A 17,006-nucleotide genomic window follows, 5' to 3' on the forward strand; every position below is an offset into this window, starting at 1 on the left:
TGGTTTTGCAGCAGCGGTTTTAGCGGCTGGCTTGGCGGCTGGTTTTGCAGCAGCGGTTTTAGAGGCTGGCTTGGCAGCAGCAGGTTTTGCTACGGCTTTAGCGGGTGCCTTGGCAGCAACAGCTTTGCTCGCCGGCTTCTTCGCCGCGCTCGCTGCAACAGCTTTAGCTGGGGTACGAGCGCCCAACACCTTAGCCACGGCTTCCTTCACACGACCTACGCCCTGGGCCAGTTTCAGGCTTTCCTGAGCATCTTTTTTCAGTTGGGAAATGTAGGCGCGGGTTTCAGCTTGGCGATCCTTGAGGGCGTCCAGCAGGTCCTCAAGTTCTTTGACAGCGTCTTTGGCTTTGGCTTGTGCCTTGGCCTTGCCGGCAGTAGCGGCGTCTTGCAGTTTGGTACGGGATTTGTGCAGCTTTTCTTGCGCTTTACCGCGTTGTTTTTCCAGCTTGGCGAGCAGTTTTTCTGCATCGGCCAACGCTTGGGAACAGGCGCTTTCCAGATGTTCGAGCAAGCTGCCCGAGAGTTGTTGGAGTAAATGCAACGGGGTATTAACAGGCTTCTGTTTGGCCGACATGGTTTACCTCCTGGCTGACGTGGGTGCGGCTCATACTAGCCCTCTGCTCTTACCGCCGCTAGGGCATGTTGACAGTATCGTTTGCCTGGCGTTGCACCGTGAGAAAATTCTTATCGAGATAACGAAAATACGCGGCACTTTTTACGTCACCACACTGGCATAATCCGTCGCACTTTCGGCGGGAGGATGCCCATGTCGCGTTACCTTTTTCTTGTGCTTGGCCTGGCGATTTCGGTGGCCAATGCGAGCGAACAATCGCCGGTAAAAAACACCGACCAGAACCAGCACGACCTCGCCTACAGCCTGGGCGCCAGCCTCGGCGAACGCCTGCGCCAGGAGGTTCCCGACTTGCAGATCCAGGCGCTGGTCGAAGGCCTCAAACAAGCCTATCAAGGCAAACCCCTGGCGCTGGACAACGCACGCATCGAACAGATTCTTGCCCAGCACGAAGCACAAAGCGAAGCTGACGCGCAGGCACCTCAAAGCGAAAAAGCACTCGCGGCCGAACAACAATTCCTGAGCAAAGAAAAAGCCACAAAGGGTGTGCGCGAGTTGGCGGATGGAATCCTGCTTACCGAGCTCACCCCAGGCACTGGCGACAAGCCGAAGGCCAGCGACCAGGTTCAAGTGAAGTACGTGGGACGGCTACCCGATGGGACAGTGTTCGACCAGAGCGCGCAACCTCAATGGTTTCGCCTGGACAGTGTGATCAGCGGTTGGAGCAGCGCGTTGCAACAGATGCCGGTGGGCGCCAAATGGCGCCTGGTGATTCCATCGTCCCAGGCCTATGGCGCCGACGGTGCCGGCGAATTGATCCCGCCCTATACACCCCTGGTGTTCGAGATCGAATTGCTCGGTACCCGACACTGAGGCAATAAAAAACGGTGCGCCATGCGCACCGTTTTTTGTACCGCTATTATCGCGGATCAAGCCTGGGTAGCAGACTCTTCCTTGTGAGCGTTGTGCAGCACTTCGATCAGGCAGTCTTCCAGCTCGAACCGTTCGTGAAGCAACGCGCCCAATTCCTTGAATTTATCCGCCACGCAGTTACCGGCATCACACAGGTCGGTGAACTCGAGCAGCTTTTCAGTGATGACGTCGATACGCGGGTAAATGGTTTCCGCCAAATCCAGGCCACGCTGATCGTCGAAGGCCTCGGCCTCCTTGGTCAGTTGCTCATAGACACCGAAATGGCCGGCTGACACGTAGTCCACCAACACACCACAAAAGTCCTGCAACGGTTCACGGTTCTCGGCCAGTGCTTCAGGCTTGGCGCCAAGAGCATCAAAGGCCCGAACCAGTTCGTGACGTGCCTTCAACCAGCTGTCGATCAGCTTGTGCACCCCACCCCAGCGTTCCTGAGCATTCTGACAACTTTCCAGCATGATGATCTCTCTTCCCTAATAGGGGCGCTGCCGCCTGGTGCCCGCGCAACACTTCAAGGATAAAGCAGCAGCCGGACAAGGCCGCGTCTGACAAACGGTTTGAACTACACGTGCGGGCCAGATTATGCCCGCATGACTATGGCTTCAAGGTACGCAGGAGAGAAAGTTCATACAAGTGTTTAATCCCGTCCTACAAACTGCGACCCGATATCAGCGCCTCGCCGGGCGCAAACGTTGGCTCAAAAACAGCTGTGAAAATTGCATGACGCCCAATATCAACATCCCAATGAAGAACAGCAGGCTCCACTCCGGCAGGCTCAAGTCAAACAGCGTCCAGTTGATCTCAACGCAGTCGACGGTGCCTTTGACGGTCAATTGCAGAGCCTGCCAAAACGACAGGTTTTCGATCATGTAATGCAGGCTGGGCCAGCAATCAGCCGACTGTCCCGGTGCGGCGTTTTGCAGCAGTACTTGGCGTACGGCGGTAATGGCACCCAGCAGTGCGAAGCCCATGCTCGCCAGCCCATACAGGCAGATAACCGAGCGCTTGGGGTTATGAAGGGCGGCGACCAGATTGACTAATGTGAAACCGGCCAGGAAACCCCGCTGCATCTGGCACAGGAAGCAAGGACGCAACGAGACCCCGAACTCGAGGTAAAACGAGGCGCCCAATGTCAGCGCACCCGCCAGGAACGCAAGGACATACAAGGAGCGTGAAGGGGCCAAAGACATGCTTTATCCGCATCGCGAAAGATAGGTCGCTACGGTAGAGGAAAGGCCTGACCGCTTTCAATACATGCTGGAGCAGACGATTCCGCGAGAGGTTAAGGAGATCCCGCCAGAAGATGGAAGACTTTAGACAACAGAGCGTCGGACTTTGCCCACAATCTCGCTGATAGCTGCTTTCTGAGGTCCTGAGGGATTGGCTGCCAGACATATCCGAGCCAACCCTCGCCTGTCTTCCTGCCTCAAACCCGGGCCGGGACGGGTAACGGTGAAGCCAGCAAACGGTTATCCAGCAACCCCAGCCCTTCCTGGAACAATTGGTTACTGCGCTCGGTGTCACCCAGTTGGGCCAACAAGCGCGCCAGCTCGGCGCAGGCCTCAGGGTTACGCTGCACCTGCAGGCTGCTTTCCAGATAGTCTCGCGCCTTGCCCCACAAACTGTTTTGCAGGCACAGACGGCCCAACGTCAGCAGCAGGCTGGCATCGCCAGGATGATCCTTCAGCCAACCTTCGGCAAACTTCAGCTGCCGGGCCGGATCGCTGCCACGCAACAGACCATACAGCCGGATCAGGTGGCTGTCGTAACCACGCTTGATGGCGCCGCGCAATGCTTCCTCAGCCTTGGCGTCGGCGCCCAGTTGACGCAATTGCTCGGCATAGGCCAGGACCAATTGCGGCTCCTGACGCTGAGCGGATGTCAGTTGTTGCCAAGCCCGTTCAAGGGACTGCAAGCCGGCCTCGCCCTGTTCTTCACGTTGGGCTGCGAGGCTGAGGTTCTCGCCCCACGCACGACGCTCAAGCTCGGCCAGTTCACTGGCGGGCAGGACTTTGTCCTTGCGCAATTCCGGCAACAGGCGGATCACCGATGACCAGTCGCCCCGCTGCTGATGCAAGCGCTGCAATTGGCGCAGCACCTGCGCGTTATGGGGATGGCGTTCGTGCATCGCCTGCAAGGTGGTCAGCGCACCCTCCGTATCACCACGGTCCAGTTGCAGTTGGGCATGGCTCAAGGCAACCGCCAGCTCGGCCTGGGGCTGACGCTCCAGGGCACGCTCCAGCAAACCATCGGACTCTTCGTAGCGCCCCTGCTCATTGGCAGCACGGGCCGCGCCGAGGTAGTACAGCAGTGGCTGACGCTCGGCTTCGGCAGCGCGGTGCAGGTGGCGCTCGGCGCTGGCCCATCGGCCTTCGGCGAGGTCCATCTGGCCTTGTTCGATGGCGATCTGCACGCGGCGGCTGCGGTTGCGCCGCGACCACGGGTTGACCACGCCACCGGAAGTGGTGACCAGGCTCAGCAGCACGCGGATCAGGTAAATCGCCAAACCGATGGCAAACACCGCCACCACGGTCGCCCACAGGCTTGACTCGTAATGCAGCACGTGCGGGTAGGTGACCAGCACGTAACCGGTGTGTTTCGAAATGCCCACCGCCAGCGCCAGCGCGATGGCAATCGCCAGCACCAGGACCACATAGAAACGTTTCATCAGCTCTACTCCTGCTTCGCCGGCGTCGCCGCCGCCTTGGCTTCGTCGGCAGACAGATGACGCCGCTCAAGGTACGCCTGCACAGCCGCCAGGCTCGCAGCCAGGTCCGGCGTCACCACCGACACCGCCTTGGGCTCAAGCTCTGCAATACGCGCCAGCATCGCCTTGCTCTGTGGGTTGTCCTGGTTGAAGTTGTCCTGCAAGACGCTGCGCGCCTCTCCCAGGGAGCGGCTATAGACTGCCGACTCGCCATTGAGAGCGGCCCATTGTGCTTGCTCCAGGGCCAGGCTCAGGGCCAGGCGCACCTGGTTCAAGCCTTGGCCGGCCAGCAGCGGGCGGATGTTGTCATCCGGGTTGAAGTCAATGCGGAAGTAGCGGGAAATCTGCTCCCACCATTGGCTCCAGCGGCTTTCGGTGTCCGTGGTCGGGCGGCCTTGGGAGGCCGGCTCGGTCAACTGGTATTCGGGGGCGATGGCCGCCAACTGCACGACCTGGTCGCGCAAGGCCGCCAATTGCAGGTACAGCCCGGTGCGGTCCGGCTGCTCGGTGCTACGCAGCGCAGCTAGGCTCTTGGCCAATTGCTCGCGTGCAGCGTAGGAGCCGGGATCGCTTTGTTCGCGAAGAATCTCGTCGGCACCCTGCACCAGCGCCTGCGCACTGTTGATGTCCTGCAGGGCAGACAGACGCAGGCTCGCCAGGCGAATCAAGTGTTCGGCCTCGGCCAGACGCCAGTCCTTGCGGCTGGCGCCCAGCACGGTTTCCAGGCGCTGGCTCAGACGTTGCTGGTCGCCCTGCAACTGGGCCACCAAACGACGGCGCTCCTCAAGCTCATCCGCACCCGGCAACTGCGCCACGCGCGCCGCCAGTTGTTGCTGGCTTTGCTTGAGGGACTGGGACTGGTCATCGAGGGTCTGCACCTGGCCCAACTGCTGTTGGCTGCTGGCCTGCAGGGCGCGGACCTGCCAGATCCCCCAACCGCCCGCGGCAACACCGGCGGCGCCGAGCAGCAGGGCGACGATTGCCAGGCCATTGCCACGGCGCGGCGCGGTGACCGGTGACTCAACCGGCGCATCAAGTGCGGGTTGGGTTTCATCTTTAGGCAAGGCTGTTTCGCTCACGTATCCGTCCTTTGCGTTTCAGAGAGTGGGAACGGTATAGCTCCGTATCGCCACTAACAAAGCCGCGGCACTCGCACCACGACAATCCACAACTTTTTCTGCACCGGCGGCCCGCGCCATCTCATGGACTCGCGGGCTCGGCACGAACAACGGTAGCTGTGCCACTTGCGGCCAATCGGCTCCGGCCAGGGCTTGCAGGTGTAGAAAACCCTGCCCACTGCTGACCACCAGGCCGTTCAAGCGTTCCAACTGGATGCGTTGCATCAGTACCCCGGCGTCGTAGGCCGGCAGGAAACGGCGATACAACTCCAGATAGTCGACACTAGCACCTTGCTCACGCAAACGCTCCGCCAGCAGCTCACGCCCCCCCTCGCCTCGCAGGATCAAGACCTGGGCATCAGGGCGTGCGATAGCCTCGCGCAACGCAGGCAATTGAAGCAAGGCCTCGCTGTCGTCGCCAGTGGGGGGATAGTGAACGGTGAGGCCGTGATCAGCCAATACCTGCGCGGTGGCGGCGCCGACACTGAACCATGGCAACTGCGGCCATGCGCGATCCAACTGCGCGACCGCAAGTCGCGCCGCCGGCTTGCTTACTACGATCACCGCGCAGTAGCGGCTCAGGTCATGGAAGACAGCCTGCTGTTCAGGAGTGACCGGCAGCGGCTCAATATCCAGCAACGGCAAGCTGCTGCTGAAAACCCCCGCATCGGACAACGTGGCCGCCAGGGCCATCGATTCCTCGGCAGGCCGCGTCAGCAGCACACGCCATTCGGTCACTGCGGGCCGGCCTCGCCGTAGACTTTTTGCAGAATGGCACCGGCGCCCTTCTCCAGCAGCGCTTCAGCCACCTGGATACCGAGGGCCGTGGCATCACGTTGCGGGCCACGGACCTCGGCAGTCAGCAGGGTGCCACCCTCCGGATCACCCACCAGGCCACGCAACCACAGGTTTTCACCTTCGAGCACGGCGTAACAGGCGATCGGCACCTGGCAGCCACCGTTGAGGTGCTTGTTCAGGGCGCGCTCGGCCGTGACGCGCACTTCGGTATCCTGGTGATCAAGAGGTTTGAGCAGGGCGTGGATTTCTCGGTCGGCGGTACGGCATTCGATGCCAACGGCGCCTTGCCCACCGGCGGGCAGGCTGTCCTCGACGCTGATGGCCGAGGTGATGCGGTCTTCAAAACCGAGACGGATCAGGCCGGCGGCGGCGAGGATGATCGCGTCATATTCACCGGCATCCAGCTTCGCCAGGCGGGTGTTGACGTTGCCACGCAGGAAGCGGATCTGCAGGTCCGGACGACGAGTCAGCAGCTGCGCCTGGCGACGCAGGCTCGACGTACCGACGATGCTGCCCAAAGGCAACTCATCCAACGATGCATAAGTATTGGAAACGAAGGCGTCACGCGGGTCTTCACGTTCACATATGCAAAACAGGCCCAGGCCTTCTGGAAAGTCCATGGGTACGTCTTTCATCGAATGCACGGCGATGTCGGCTTCGTTTTCCAGCAGCGCGGTTTCCAGTTCCTTGACGAACAAGCCCTTGCCGCCGATCTTCGACAGTGGCGAGTCGAGCAGCTTGTCGCCACGACTGACCATGGGCACCAGGGACACCTTGAGGCCAGGGTGGGCCTGCTCAAGGCGTGCTTTGACGTATTCGGCCTGCCACAAGGCCAGGGCGCTTTTACGGGTGGCGATGCGGATTTCGCGAGAGGACATGGATCAATCCGTACTGAATAGATACGGCAGATAATAACAGCTCAGGCAAATACGCTTTGATTTGAATCAGCAAGTGCGGGGCCTCCCTGGCCACCTCGCACCGGGATATGGAATGCAGGCCTCGCTACAACCCTTGGGCTAAAGCTGCTGCATCATCTTGCGCACACCGGCCACATGCCGTCGGCTGACGATCAACGCGTCGCCGTTAAGGCCTTTGAGGAAAAGCTGGAAATGCCCCAGGGGCGTGCGCTGCAAACGTTCGATGCGCTCACGGGCCACCAGCGCGTTGCGGTGGATACGCACGAAGCGGTCGCCGAACTCATCCTCAAGCGCCTTGAGCGGCTCATCGAGCAGCACTTCGCCGCCCTGGTGACGCAGCGTCACGTACTTGTGATCGGCAATAAAATAGACCACTTCACCCAGCGGGATAAGTTCGATGCCTTTACGGGTACGGGCGCTGATATGGCTGCGTGGCCCGTTACCACTTTGGGCGGCAGGCTGAGTCAGGGCGGCAAGCTGGACGCGGGTTGGGCGCTCAGCCTTTTTGAGGGCCTTGAGCAAGGCGTCGCCCACCACCGGTTTGATGAGGAAGCTGACACCGCTGGCTTCCAGCGTTTCCGTGGAAAACTCTTCACCGGTTGCGCAAAACACCACGGCAGGTGGCGACTCTCGCTCGCTCAATCGGGCCGCCACTTGCAAGCCATCGAGGCCCGGCATGCGGATATCGAGCAACACCACATCCGGCTTGAGGCTGTCGATCAGCGTCAACGCCTCTTCGCCCGTGGTGGCGCTCGGCTCTAATACTGCATAACCCTCGAGCTCACTGACCAGACGGCTCAGTCGCTCGCGGGCTTGGGGTTCGTCATCAACGATCAGGACATTCATATTGCGCTGGATTCCTGCGTGAGTCTCGCACAAGGATAGCGTAGACAGGTGCGGTGACTTGCGTCACAGCGATCCACGCTAAGACTAGCGCGAGCGGCAAAAAGTGCCCTGAGAGTGGCACCCATATTTACCCGGACCTGTTCAATAGCGCCCAAGACCTGCTGCCTTCGGGCATCGTCGTAGGGTTTGCTGATACACAATCCGAATACCCCCCTTTTTTAATGGATAGTCTGGGCTCTGACCGCATTACCCGACTTTGGTGCATTCACACACTATCAGTCCAACTGTAGACGCTCGCCGAGACGACATTGCTCAATCGTCAAATATCGTTTCAATAAGCCCCTTTCCTCAGTCTCGTCCTGGACGCGGTCGACGGCAAGGCACTTAGCCATCCTTTGCACAAATAAAAATGCCGACGACCCGCAGCACCGCGTCCACGGGCAACCCTGTTATTATCGCCGGCACACTTCCATGCCTCTTTATTAAGCAGATCACGAGCGAATCCATGAGCACCGACAAGACCAACCAGTCCTGGGGCGGCCGCTTCAGTGAACCCGTCGACGCCTTCGTCGCCCGCTTCACCGCCTCCGTCACCTTCGACCAGCGCCTGTACCGCCACGACATCATGGGCTCCATCGCCCACGCGACGATGCTGGCCAAGGTCGGCGTGCTGACCGATGCCGAGCGCGATAGCATCATCGACGGCCTGACCACCATCCGTGGCGAGATCGAAGCCGGCACGTTCGACTGGCGCGTCGACCTGGAAGACGTGCACATGAACATCGAGGCCCGCCTTACCGACCGCATCGGTGTGACTGGCAAGAAGCTGCACACCGGCCGTAGCCGCAACGACCAGGTGGCCACCGATATCCGCCTGTGGCTGCGTGACGAGATCGACCTGATCCTGTCCGAAATCACCCGCCTGCAGAAAGGTTTGCTGGAGCAGGCCGAGCGTGAATCGGACACCATCATGCCGGGCTTCACTCACCTGCAGACCGCGCAACCGGTGACCTTCGGCCACCACTTGCTGGCCTGGTTCGAAATGCTCAGCCGCGACTACGAGCGCCTGGTGGACTGCCGCAAGCGTGCCAACCGCATGCCTCTGGGCAGCGCCGCTCTGGCCGGCACCACTTACCCGATCGACCGCGAGTACACCGCACAATTGCTGGGCTTCGACGCTGTTGGCGGCAACTCGCTGGACGGCGTGTCGGACCGTGACTTCGCCATCGAATTCTGTGCCGCCGCCAGTATTGCGATGATGCACCTGTCGCGCTTCTCCGAAGAGCTGGTGCTGTGGACCAGCGCGCAATTCCAGTTCATCGACCTGCCGGACCGCTTCTGCACCGGCAGCTCGATCATGCCGCAAAAGAAAAACCCCGACGTGCCCGAACTGGTGCGTGGCAAGAGCGGCCGCGTGTTCGGCGCCTTGATGGGCCTGCTGACCCTGATGAAAGGCCAACCCCTGGCCTACAACAAGGACAACCAGGAAGACAAGGAGCCGCTGTTCGACGCCGCCGACACCCTGCGCGACTCGCTGCGTGCGTTTGCCGACATGATCCCGGCGATCAAGCCCAAGCACGCGATCATGCGTGAAGCGGCGCTGCGCGGGTTCTCCACGGCGACCGACCTGGCCGACTACCTGGTGCGCCGTGGCCTGCCGTTCCGCGATTGCCACGAAATCGTCGGCCATGCGGTGAAGTACGGCGTGGACACCGGCAAGGACCTGGCGGAAATGAGCCTGGAAGAACTGCGCCAGTTCAGCGACCAGATCGAACAGGACGTGTTTGCCGTGCTGACCCTGGAAGGTTCGGTGAATGCCCGCAACCACGTGGGCGGGACCGCCCCGGCGCAGGTAAAAGCCGCAGTGGTACGCGGCCAGGCCCTGCTCGCAAGCCGCTAAACAGGTGGGAGTGCGGTGCAGCCTGGGTTATTTCTTGGCCGCAATCATGGCCCTGAACGCAGGCATCGCCGCCTCCCTGTCCTCCGCCACTTTCTGAGCGTTGGGCATCGCATGCAACATGTCCAGCAACGCCTTGGCCGCCGGCATTTCAGCCAGCAAATCCAGGCCGAACAGTTTTTCGCCCACCGCGCAGGCGAGGTTCACGCTGTACATGAAGTACAAATCCGCAATCGTGAAGCTCTCCCCCGCCACATACGGCGCGAACTTGCCGTGCCTGCCCAGCGCACCGACCCCCAGTAACAGCTCGGACCTGGACTTCTCCTTGATCGCCTCCGGCACCGGCATGCCCATAAACGCTTCGGCGTAACACGCGCGGGCCGGCAGTTCGATGTACAACTCGATCTCCCTGCACAGCGCCAGCACCTGGGCTCGCTGGAACGGCTCGGCGGGCAACAGCGAAGGTCCTTCCTGGGTCTGTTCGATGTATTCGAGGATCACACTGGTTTCGTTGATAAACCCCTGCTTGACGCCGAGGGCCGGCACCTTGCCACGTGGGCTCACCGCAAAGACATGGGGGGTCTGCCCAGAGAAAAAGGGCACCTCTTCGAACGACAGTCCTTTCTCCAGCAGCGCCAGCTTGACCATGTTGTAGTAGTTGCTGACCGAGAATCCGTAGAGCTTGAGCATTGCAGGTGCCTCCAGGCCGGGAATGGGGTTGGCTGCAGGGGTTATAGCCCTCAGGGCCCGGCCTTGCCAGCAGCATCACCCGCCTGAATGGGGGTAGACTGACGCCCTTTCCTTGAGGAGCCAGCCATGAGCGAGCCGACCGATATCGACAACGACGAAGAAGAATTCGCCGAAAACACCCTGATCGAAGCGATCGAGAACCAGATTGAAAGCGAAAACCCGCCGGCGGCCAAAGCCACGTTCAACAAGCTGACACTGGTGGGTTATGAGCGTGAAGAGATCCTGCAACTGATGGCCCACGTGCTGGCTGTCGAGATTGATGCGCTATTGGAAGAGGACCGTGCGTTCAATACCGAATGGTATGAAACTGCATTGCGCGCCCTGCCGGAACTGCCCCCGGAAAAGCAATAATCCAGGGGCGCTGCAACACGCTGGACAGTTCGGCAAAGTGCGTTCACCTTATGGCCTGCTAGCCTCTAATAAATTCTTAGAAAGTCTGGAGTCCTTATGTCGTATACCCCTGAGTTGGTTGCCGAACTGGAAATCCTTGTACTCTTCCCATTGGACAGCACCAAGGAAGGTCTGAAAGTTCACCAGACCGCCGCGCCCACTGCCATCGCTGCTGCCAAGCGCCTGCACGCGAAAGGACTTATCGACCAACCGGACGGGGGCTACCTGACCAGCCTTGGCCGGGACGCTGCCGAACAAGCCCAGACCCTGCTGACCATCCTGACCACTGCCACTACCAAAGAAGCTGCCTGATACCCTACATCGCCCATGGAGTCCGCTACTGGCGGATTCCGGGGGCATTGCTTTGGAGGTGCGAAAATTCTGACGTCAAAATCCATTTCCCTCTAAACCTCCCACGCTACTGGCTGTAAACTCCTACATGGCCGCCCACGTCGGGCTCTGCGAGCCACCGACTTCGACATGACCCGCACCCATGAGATCCGCCCCGACCTGGACGAAGGCATCGACCGTAAGGTGCTGGCCCAATTGCGCGCGCGTTTCATGGCCCTCAACGAAGGGCGCATGGCCCGGGCTGTCGAAGGGCTGACGCCGCGTCAGCAAAGCGTGCTGACCTTGTTGCCGCTGTTCTTCCACGTCAATCACCCGTTGCTGCCCGGCTATGTATCGGGCAGTACACCGGCCGGCCTGTCGAATTTCGAACCCGACGCCCAGGCACTGACCGAAGCCCAGCGCCTGACCCGCTCGTTCTCCTACAAGCCACGCCACGGCAACCCACCGCGACCGATTCACGGCCTGTTTCTAATGGGCAGCCTTGGGACGCTGGCCCAGGCCGACCAGAGCGATATGGATGTGTGGGTGTGTCACGCCGCTGACCTGAGCGAGGTGGAACTGGCCGAACTGCGCAAGAAATGCCAACTGCTGGAAGCCTGGGCCCTGACCATGGGTGCCGAGGCGCACTTCTTCCTGATCGAGCCGACACGCTTTGTGCTCGGTGAGCGCGACACGCAACTGAGTTCCGACGATTGCGGCACCACCCAGCATTACCTGTTGCTGGACGAGTTCTACCGCACCGCCATCTGGCTGGCCGGGCGTACACCGATCTGGTGGCTGGTGCCGGTGTATGAAGAGACTCGTTATGCCGAGTTCACCCACACGCTGATTTCCAAGCGCTTTATCCGTGCCGACGAAACCCTGGACCTTGGCCACCTGGCGCGCATCCCTCCGGGCGAATTCATCGGCGCCGGGTTGTGGCAGCTGTTCAAGGGCATCGAGTCGCCCTACAAGTCGGTGCTCAAGCTGCTGCTGACCGAGGTCTATGCCAGCGAACACCCGAACGTGCACTGCCTGAGCCTGCGCTTCAAGCGCGCGGTATTCGCCAACCAGATGGACCTGGACGAGCTGGACCCCTACATCGTGGTCTACCGCCGCATCGAGGAATACCTCAAGGCCCGCAACGAGCCAGAACGCCTGGAGCTGGTGCGGCGTTCGCTGTACCTCAAGGTCAACCGCAAGCTCAGCGCCGGCCAGCGCAGCACCAGCTGGCAACGCCTGCTGCTGGAGCGCCTGGCTCATGAATGGGGCTGGGACCAGCGCCAACTGACACTGCTGGACAGTCGCAGCCAGTGGAAAGTACGCCAGGTCGCCTCCGAGCGCCGCGCACTGGTCAACGAGCTCAATTACAGCTATCGCTTCCTGACCCAGTTCGCTCGCACCGAACAGACCGTCAGCCTGATCAACAAACGCGACCTCAACGTATTGGGCCGGCGCCTGTATGCCGCCTTTGAACGCAAGGCCGGCAAAGTCGAGTTCATCAACCCCGGCATCGCCCCGGATCTGGCCGAAGACACCCTGACCCTGGTGCAATCGCCCAACCGCAAGGAGCCGGGCCAACACCACTGGGGCCTGTACAACGGCAACCTCACGGCCCTGGAATGGGAGCACTTCGCGCCGATCAAGCGCAGCCGCGACCTGCTGGAGATGCTCACCTGGTGCCATCGCAACGGTGTGATCGACAGCAGCACCCGCCTGGCCCTGCACCCCGGCACCAGCGACATGACTGAGTTCGAGCTGTTCAACCTGCTGGGCAGCCTGCAACAGAGCGTCGCCCTGCCCCTGGCCAGCGTCGATGAAGAGCGCCTGCTGCGCTCGGCGGTGCCTGAGGAAGTCCTGCTGCTGATCAACGTCGGCGTCGACCCGCTCAAGCACCACCGCGACCTGAACATCCTGATGACCACCGAACGCACCGACTCCCTGAGTTATGCCGGTGTGCGCGACAACCTGGTGCTGACCCTGGACCAGGTCACGCTCAACAGCTGGAACGAGGTGATGGTCAGCCGCTACGACGGCCCTCACGCCCTGCTCGACTGCCTGCGCGACTACCTCAATCAATTGCCGGCGGACCATCTGCCACGGCTGCGGGTGCGCTGCTTCTGTCACAACCGCGCGCAGTTCATTGCCCAGCGCGTGGAAGAAATCTTCGACACCGCCCAGAACCTGCTGCTCGGTCAGGGCAATCACCGTTACCTGCTCCAGGTACAGCAGCACTATCACGTGATGGAGCTGATACCGGGCCAGGCGACCCACGTGTCACTGCCCACCCAGGACGCGCTGATCGCCTACCTCAGCGAAGAACTGGCCCGCTACAGCCCGCTGCATCTGGACGCCATGGCCCTGGAAGACCACGACCTGGCGCTGCTGCTGCCGATGGGGCTAGCCGATTGCGTGCAGGTGTTCTACCGAGTCAACGAAGGCTTCGCCGAGTTGTATGTGCTGGATGAGTTCAACGCGCTGTGGCAGCAGCGCTTGCCGTTCCATGACGAACAGAGCCTGCTGGCGCCGTTGCAGCGCTTTTTGCAGTCGATCATTTATCGCCGCGACGCGCTGTCACCGCTGGACCCGCATGAGCCACTGGGCGCAGTGCAAACCTTGTATTACCAACTGTTGCCGTCGGGCAGCGGTCGCGCGCGCGGCATCGAGCCTCGCCCTGCGCCGTCGAACCCGGCGAATAAACCGTTCTATGACGTGCAGGCGATTATCGGCAAGGCAGCGCCGGGCCAGGTGGGGATCACCCTGTACTGCAATCAGCGGGAGTTTTCCGAGCTGGAATTTGGCGACCAGCTGTTTGCAGTGGTCGCCCAGGAAATCGTCGGGCAACGCCGGGAGCCCGAACGTTACCGCTGCTACATCACCGACTTAGACCTGTCCGGCCTGCTCGGTGATGTGCAAAGCCCCAGCAATCTGTACCTGCGCTACAAGGCCGAGCTGGAACTGTCGCTCAACGAAGCGCTGAGCCGGATTTAAAGAGGGAAGGCACCGCCATCCTTGGGCTGGCCTTCAACACTGAGCAATTCCAGCTTGAGCGTCTTGCCGCCAGGGGCCGGCCAGTCGATATGCTGGCCAACCTGCAGGCCAAGCAAAGCACTGCCTACCGGTGCCAGGATCGAGATCTTGCCTTCATCGGCATTGGCATCTTTCGGGTAGACCAGGGTCAGGTGGTAGTCCTTGCCGCTGCCTTGCTCACGGCAATGCACGCTGGAGTTCATGGTCACGACACCCGCAGGCACTTCATCGTGGCCAACCACTTCTTCGGCGCGGTCGAGTTCGGCTTGCAACGCTTCGACGCCGGGAGATTCGTCGCCCAGGCGGTCGATCAGTTGCTCCAGACGCTGCACGTCAAGACGGGTGAGGATGATGGACGGTGCGGTGGTCATGATTCAGGCAGACTCCTTTTTTCTGCACAAAAAAGCAAAACCCCGCCAGGAAAGGCGGGGTTCTCACGGGCCTCGATGAGTTGAGGCGTATCCGGACACTACCACAGCGTCACAAATAAACAAGACAGCCTCAAGCGCGGGCCCGGCGCTGCTCGGCCTCGGCGCAGATGATCCGGCGCCGTGCATCGTCGGCAGAGCGCCATTCACGGATGTCTTCCACATGGCGGAAGCAGCCGAGGCAGACTTTCTGCTCGTCCAGGCGACACAAACTGATACAAGGTGACGGCACCGCCGGGCTGACATTACTGAACAGCGGCTTGGGCGGACGGACGGCAGCAGGCTGGGTCACCATCAAATCTCGTCGAAATCCAGATCGGCGCCGGCTTGTTCCTTAACCAGGCGCGCGAGCACTTCACTGAGCAGTTCATCGCTGGTGTCACACTGCCAATTGTTGTCTTCTTCGTTGAAATCAAAGTGAAAACCACCGGAACGCGCAGCCAGCCACAACTGACGCAGCGGTTCCTGGCGGCTGAAGATCAATTGAGTGCCATTTTCAAACTTGACGGTCAGTACACCGGCCGAATTTTCCAGGTCCACGTCCAGGCCGCTGTCGTCGAAAATATCTTCCAGCGCCTGCTGGGTCGAATCCACCAGGTCGTGAAAACGGGCTTCGGTCAAACTCATTGTGGCAACCTCAAAAGTGTCTGGTTTTGCTCGAGCGCCGCACGATACGGGCGAGCCCCGCCGATTGCAAAGGATACCGATTCCATCACGATTGGCGGTACGAAATATCCACGGCCAGCGTAGTCCACTTCATCTTCATGTCGGCAAACCCCCGCCGGACGGGTATTCCAGCGCATAGGCAAGCTGGCGGGTGGTCGGTATACTCGGGCGCAATTAATGCATATTCAAGGATTTCGCCATGAAGCGCCTGATCTCTTCCCTTGCTGCGCTCGTCGCGGTCGCTTGCCTCGTTAGTGCCTGTGGTCAAAAAGGCCCGCTGTACCTGCCCGATGACAGCAAAGACCCGAATGAACAGGCGCAATCGTCGCAAAAACCATCCAAAGCGCATAAGCACGACACCTACGAATAAGGGTACTCCATGGACGCTTTTAACTACCGGGACGGCGAGCTGTTCGCGGAAGGCGTGGCGTTGTCCGCGATTGCCGAGCGCTTTGGCACCCCGACCTATGTGTATTCCCGTGCGCATATCGAAGCCCAGTACCGCTCGTTCACCGACGCGCTCGACGGTGTACCGCACCTGGTGTGCTACGCGGTCAAGGCCAACTCCAACCTGGGTGTACTGAATGTCCTGGCGCGCCTCGGCGCTGGTTTTGACATCGTCTCCCGTGGCGAGCTGGAACGTGTGCTGGCTGCCGGCGGCAAAGCCGACAAGATCGTGTTCTCCGGCGTCGGCAAGACCCGCGAAGACATGCGCCGCGCCCTGGAAGTCGGCGTGCATTGCTTCAACATCGAATCCACCGACGAACTCGAGCGCCTGCAGGTCGTGGCCGCCGAGATGGGCGTTCGCGCGCCGATATCCCTGCGCGTCAACCCGGACGTCGACGCCGGCACCCACCCGTACATTTCCACCGGTCTCAAAGAGAACAAGTTCGGCATCGCCATTGCAGACGCCGAAGACGTGTACATCCGCGCTGCCCAACTGCCAAACCTGGAAGTGCTGGGCGTCGACTGCCACATCGGTTCGCAACTGACCAGCCTGCCTCCGTTCCTGGATGCCCTCGACCGCCTGCTGGCGCTGATCGACCGTCTTGGCGAATGCGGCATCTACCTGCACCACATCGACCTCGGTGGTGGCGTGGGCGTGCGTTACCGCGATGAAGAGCCGCCGCTGATTGCCGACTATATCCAAGCCGTGCGCGAGCGCATCGAAGGCCGTGACCTGACGCTGATGTTCGAGCCGGGCCGCTATATCGTCGCCAACGCGGGCGTGCTGCTGACCCAGGTCGAGTACCTCAAGCACACCGAGCACAAGGACTTCGCCATCGTCGACGCGGCGATGAACGACCTGATCCGCCCGGCGCTGTACCAGGCCTGGATGAATGTCACCGCCGTGACGCCGCGCGCCAGTGAAGCCCGCGCCTACGACATCGTCGGCCCGGTCTGCGAGACCGGCGACTTCCTGGCCAAGGATCGTCAGCTGGCCCTGGAAGAAGGCGATCTGCTGGCCGTGCATTCGGCCGGTGCCTATGGGTTTGTCATGAGTTCCAACTACAACACCCGCGGGCGTACCGCCGAGGTGTTGGTGGACGGTGATCAAGCGTTTGAAGTGCGTCGCCGCGAGACGGTAGCCGAGTTGTATGCTGGCGAAAGCCTGCTGCCGGAGTAAGC

19 protein-coding genes are annotated in these 17,006 nt (G+C 60.9%); 7 read left to right on the plus strand and 12 right to left on the minus strand.

Annotated elements, in window-relative coordinates; translation table 11 throughout:
* Nucleotides 1-573: AlgP family protein (locus BFN10_RS00880; RefSeq protein WP_208610093.1), on the minus strand; the 573-nt coding region annotated here is incomplete at its 3' end.
* Nucleotides 574-765: 192 nt separating this feature from the next.
* Between BFN10_RS00880 and BFN10_RS00885 the strand changes: the two genes are divergently transcribed.
* Nucleotides 766-1,443, plus strand: coding sequence for an FKBP-type peptidyl-prolyl cis-trans isomerase (locus BFN10_RS00885; RefSeq protein ID WP_071488035.1), 678 nt, complete (start codon nucleotides 766-768; stop codon nucleotides 1,441-1,443).
* A gap of 56 nt (nucleotides 1,444-1,499) precedes the next feature.
* On the opposite strand, the gene BFN10_RS00890 is transcribed toward BFN10_RS00885, so the two are convergent.
* The 7 genes from BFN10_RS00890 to BFN10_RS00920 form a co-directional block, all read right to left on the minus strand.
* A complete protein-coding gene (locus tag BFN10_RS00890; protein WP_058424204.1) occupies nucleotides 1,500-1,958 on the minus strand; it encodes an Rsd/AlgQ family anti-sigma factor in 459 nt (152 codons plus the stop codon).
* Nucleotides 1,959-2,168: 210 nt separating this feature from the next.
* Nucleotides 2,169-2,690 carry a disulfide bond formation protein B gene (locus tag BFN10_RS00895; RefSeq protein ID WP_071488036.1) on the minus strand — a complete coding sequence of 174 codons (522 nt, stop codon included), beginning with the start codon at nucleotides 2,688-2,690 and terminating at the stop codon, nucleotides 2,169-2,171.
* A gap of 236 nt (nucleotides 2,691-2,926) precedes the next feature.
* A complete protein-coding gene (locus BFN10_RS00900) occupies nucleotides 2,927-4,168 on the minus strand; it encodes a heme biosynthesis protein HemY (protein ID WP_071488037.1) in 1,242 nt (413 codons plus the stop codon).
* 5 nt (nucleotides 4,169-4,173) lie between these two features.
* Complete coding sequence (locus tag BFN10_RS29605) at nucleotides 4,174-5,286, minus strand: uroporphyrinogen-III C-methyltransferase (protein ID WP_071488038.1); 1,113 nt, start codon at nucleotides 5,284-5,286, stop codon at nucleotides 4,174-4,176.
* An 18-nt stretch (nucleotides 5,287-5,304) separates the two neighbouring features.
* A complete protein-coding gene (locus BFN10_RS29610; protein WP_071488039.1) occupies nucleotides 5,305-6,063 on the minus strand; it encodes a uroporphyrinogen-III synthase in 759 nt (252 codons plus the stop codon).
* Nucleotides 6,060-7,001 carry a hydroxymethylbilane synthase gene (hemC, locus tag BFN10_RS00915; RefSeq protein WP_071488040.1) on the minus strand — a complete coding sequence of 314 codons (942 nt, stop codon included), beginning with the start codon at nucleotides 6,999-7,001 and terminating at the stop codon, nucleotides 6,060-6,062. The genes BFN10_RS29610 and hemC overlap by 4 nt, the downstream gene beginning before the upstream one ends.
* A gap of 138 nt (nucleotides 7,002-7,139) precedes the next feature.
* A complete protein-coding gene (locus BFN10_RS00920) occupies nucleotides 7,140-7,886 on the minus strand; it encodes a LytR/AlgR family response regulator transcription factor (protein ID WP_071488041.1) in 747 nt (248 codons plus the stop codon).
* Nucleotides 7,887-8,391: 505 nt separating this feature from the next.
* Between BFN10_RS00920 and argH the strand changes: the two genes are divergently transcribed.
* Nucleotides 8,392-9,786, plus strand: a complete 1,395-nt coding sequence (gene argH, locus BFN10_RS00925) for an argininosuccinate lyase (RefSeq protein ID WP_071488042.1) — start codon at nucleotides 8,392-8,394, stop codon at nucleotides 9,784-9,786.
* A gap of 27 nt (nucleotides 9,787-9,813) precedes the next feature.
* Here argH and BFN10_RS00930 read toward each other — a convergent pair whose 3' ends face one another.
* Complete coding sequence (locus BFN10_RS00930) at nucleotides 9,814-10,473, minus strand: glutathione S-transferase family protein (RefSeq protein WP_071488043.1); 660 nt, start codon at nucleotides 10,471-10,473, stop codon at nucleotides 9,814-9,816.
* Nucleotides 10,474-10,599: 126 nt separating this feature from the next.
* On the opposite strand from BFN10_RS00930, the gene BFN10_RS00935 reads away from it, so the two are divergent.
* The 3 genes from BFN10_RS00935 to BFN10_RS00945 all read left to right on the plus strand — a co-directional run bounded on the left by BFN10_RS00935 (nucleotide 10,600) and on the right by BFN10_RS00945 (nucleotide 14,244).
* Nucleotides 10,600-10,884, plus strand: a complete 285-nt coding sequence (locus BFN10_RS00935; RefSeq protein ID WP_058424213.1) for a hypothetical protein — start codon at nucleotides 10,600-10,602, stop codon at nucleotides 10,882-10,884.
* Between the two features lie 96 nt (nucleotides 10,885-10,980).
* Nucleotides 10,981-11,235, plus strand: a complete 255-nt coding sequence (locus BFN10_RS00940) for a TIGR02647 family protein (RefSeq protein ID WP_010207442.1) — start codon at nucleotides 10,981-10,983, stop codon at nucleotides 11,233-11,235.
* Between the two features lie 168 nt (nucleotides 11,236-11,403).
* The gene (locus tag BFN10_RS00945) at nucleotides 11,404-14,244 is read left to right on the plus strand and encodes a class I adenylate cyclase (protein WP_071488044.1); all 2,841 of its coding nucleotides are present in this window, start codon (nucleotides 11,404-11,406) and stop codon (nucleotides 14,242-14,244) included.
* Here the strand turns inward: BFN10_RS00945 and rnk are convergent.
* From rnk to cyaY, 3 genes are all read right to left on the minus strand, one after another.
* On the minus strand, nucleotides 14,241-14,654 hold the full coding sequence (gene rnk, locus BFN10_RS00950; protein ID WP_058424215.1) for a nucleoside diphosphate kinase regulator: 414 nt from the start codon (nucleotides 14,652-14,654) through the stop codon (nucleotides 14,241-14,243). The two genes, BFN10_RS00945 and rnk, sit on opposite strands and share 4 nt — an antisense overlap.
* Before the next feature lie 130 nt (nucleotides 14,655-14,784).
* Nucleotides 14,785-15,003 carry a DUF1289 domain-containing protein gene (locus tag BFN10_RS00955; RefSeq protein WP_071488104.1) on the minus strand — a complete coding sequence of 73 codons (219 nt, stop codon included), beginning with the start codon at nucleotides 15,001-15,003 and terminating at the stop codon, nucleotides 14,785-14,787.
* A gap of 2 nt (nucleotides 15,004-15,005) precedes the next feature.
* Complete coding sequence (gene cyaY, locus BFN10_RS00960) at nucleotides 15,006-15,338, minus strand: iron donor protein CyaY (RefSeq protein WP_071488045.1); 333 nt, start codon at nucleotides 15,336-15,338, stop codon at nucleotides 15,006-15,008.
* A gap of 238 nt (nucleotides 15,339-15,576) precedes the next feature.
* Here cyaY and lptM point away from each other — a divergent pair, with 238 nt between their 5' ends.
* The gene (gene lptM / locus BFN10_RS28560; protein ID WP_010207449.1) at nucleotides 15,577-15,747 is read left to right on the plus strand and encodes an LPS translocon maturation chaperone LptM; all 171 of its coding nucleotides are present in this window, start codon (nucleotides 15,577-15,579) and stop codon (nucleotides 15,745-15,747) included.
* Between the two features lie 9 nt (nucleotides 15,748-15,756).
* Nucleotides 15,757-17,004 (plus strand): diaminopimelate decarboxylase, encoded by a 1,248-nt coding sequence (gene lysA, locus BFN10_RS00965; protein ID WP_071488046.1) that lies wholly within the window; start codon nucleotides 15,757-15,759, stop codon nucleotides 17,002-17,004.
* Nucleotides 17,005-17,006: the final 2 nt, after the last annotated feature.

The sequence above is a fragment of the Pseudomonas extremorientalis genome (assembly GCF_001870465.1).
Classification (GTDB): domain Bacteria; phylum Pseudomonadota; class Gammaproteobacteria; order Pseudomonadales; family Pseudomonadaceae; genus Aquipseudomonas; species Aquipseudomonas extremorientalis.

Excerpts from the sequence above, each read along its gene's own strand:
- BFN10_RS00885 (WP_071488035.1), top strand. The coding sequence starts at position 766 with ATGTCGCGTTACCTTTTTCTTGTGCTTGGCCTGGCGATTTCGGTGGCC.
- BFN10_RS00890 (WP_058424204.1), bottom strand. The coding sequence starts at position 1,958 with ATGCTGGAAAGTTGTCAGAATGCTCAGGAACGCTGGGGTGGGGTGCAC.
- BFN10_RS00895 (WP_071488036.1), bottom strand. The coding sequence starts at position 2,690 with ATGTCTTTGGCCCCTTCACGCTCCTTGTATGTCCTTGCGTTCCTGGCG.
- BFN10_RS00900 (WP_071488037.1), bottom strand. The coding sequence starts at position 4,168 with ATGAAACGTTTCTATGTGGTCCTGGTGCTGGCGATTGCCATCGCGCTG.
- hemC (WP_071488040.1), bottom strand. The coding sequence starts at position 7,001 with ATGTCCTCTCGCGAAATCCGCATCGCCACCCGTAAAAGCGCCCTGGCC.
- BFN10_RS00920 (WP_071488041.1), bottom strand. The coding sequence starts at position 7,886 with ATGAATGTCCTGATCGTTGATGACGAACCCCAAGCCCGCGAGCGACTG.
- argH (WP_071488042.1), top strand. The coding sequence starts at position 8,392 with ATGAGCACCGACAAGACCAACCAGTCCTGGGGCGGCCGCTTCAGTGAA.
- BFN10_RS00930 (WP_071488043.1), bottom strand. The coding sequence starts at position 10,473 with ATGCTCAAGCTCTACGGATTCTCGGTCAGCAACTACTACAACATGGTC.
- BFN10_RS00935 (WP_058424213.1), top strand. The coding sequence starts at position 10,600 with ATGAGCGAGCCGACCGATATCGACAACGACGAAGAAGAATTCGCCGAA.
- BFN10_RS00940 (WP_010207442.1), top strand. The coding sequence starts at position 10,981 with ATGTCGTATACCCCTGAGTTGGTTGCCGAACTGGAAATCCTTGTACTC.
- BFN10_RS00945 (WP_071488044.1), top strand. The coding sequence starts at position 11,404 with ATGACCCGCACCCATGAGATCCGCCCCGACCTGGACGAAGGCATCGAC.
- rnk (WP_058424215.1), bottom strand. The coding sequence starts at position 14,654 with ATGACCACCGCACCGTCCATCATCCTCACCCGTCTTGACGTGCAGCGT.
- cyaY (WP_071488045.1), bottom strand. The coding sequence starts at position 15,338 with ATGAGTTTGACCGAAGCCCGTTTTCACGACCTGGTGGATTCGACCCAG.
- lptM (WP_010207449.1), top strand. The coding sequence starts at position 15,577 with ATGAAGCGCCTGATCTCTTCCCTTGCTGCGCTCGTCGCGGTCGCTTGC.
- lysA (WP_071488046.1), top strand. The coding sequence starts at position 15,757 with ATGGACGCTTTTAACTACCGGGACGGCGAGCTGTTCGCGGAAGGCGTG.